At 58.7% G+C, this 1150-nt stretch carries 1 protein-coding gene; it reads right to left on the reverse strand.

Features of this window, described 5'->3' with window-relative positions:
- Window positions 1-842, reverse strand: an 842-nt coding sequence (locus ACXRVY_RS30555) for a CHASE domain-containing protein (RefSeq protein ID WP_458239147.1), incomplete at its 3' end; no start/stop codon positions are given.
- Window positions 843-1150 lie beyond the last annotated feature (308 nt).

A 1150-nucleotide genomic window follows, 5' to 3' on the forward strand; every position in this document is an offset into this window, starting at 1 on the left:
GCCGGCGGGTTGGCCGACTCGAACAGCACCTCGTGCTGCTTGTCGGTCGACAAATCGAGGATGCGCACCGAGAGATAGTCACGGCTCGCTTCCGGCAGTCCGTCCGCCAGCAACTGGCGCATGCTGATCACTGMCATGACATAACCGTAGGGCTTCGTGAGATTGAGGTCTTGACTGTTGCGTTGCGTGACCGGCGCGACCAGCAGCACGCCTCGCGCATAAGCCGGCTCGATACTCACCAGATGCATCGGTTGCGACACTGCCATGCCACCACGCTGATCGGCCCGATCGAGCGTGGCACGCCGTAGCGGCTGGGCCAGCAAGTCGTAACCGAGGGGGGGGCCGAGTCTGCTTTGCGTCTGGCTATACAGGACCGCTACGTATTCATCTCGCTCACCGGCCAGTTGCAATTGGCCGTCAGCGTTGAGTTCTCTCAGGGTGAAGCTGCTCAAGCCTTCGTCACGCACTCGCCCCTCGAACGCCGCCCGCTCGTCACGAGTGACCCGTTTGGCAAAGGAGTAAGCCTGGGTTCGCAGCAGTAAAGGCTGGGTGTAACCGTCGAAATCCGCTCGAGAAACCGATTCGGAGTTGGCGAAAAACCGGCGCAGGCCATCGAGGCGCTGCTCCTGATCTTCGAAACGCTCTTCGATACGGCTGTAACGCTCACTGGCCAGCAGTTGGAAACGTTGCCGCAATTGATGGTGATACAGATTCAGCGTCGACCACGCCAGCAACCCGGTGAGCACCCCGCCGACAAGCAATGCCAGCAGCGCGACCAGCCAGGCCGAAACATCTTCACTGATAAAACCCAGGATCTTGGGGCGCACGGCGTGCAACGACATAAAACGCAAACTCAAAACGCCAGGTGCGGAGAAGCCCTTTGGCCATGGACTGAGTTATAGCTATTAGCCACTAATTTGACCAGCACTGTAGGAGCGAGCTCGCTCGCGATGGACTCAAGAACACCGCGTGCATTCAGAAAGCACGCGTTATCGTTGTCGACCATCGCGAGCAGAGCTCGCTCCTACACAGATCCAGGTGTCAACGAGCCATGATTTTCCAGGCACGATGGATTTTGGCGTTGCGGGAAAAATCCGGATCGATGGTCTGGGCAGTGATTTCCTCGACCGCATAACGCTCGCCGAGGTTG

The sequence above is a fragment of the Pseudomonas sp. P5_A2_2 genome, from assembly GCF_054177685.1.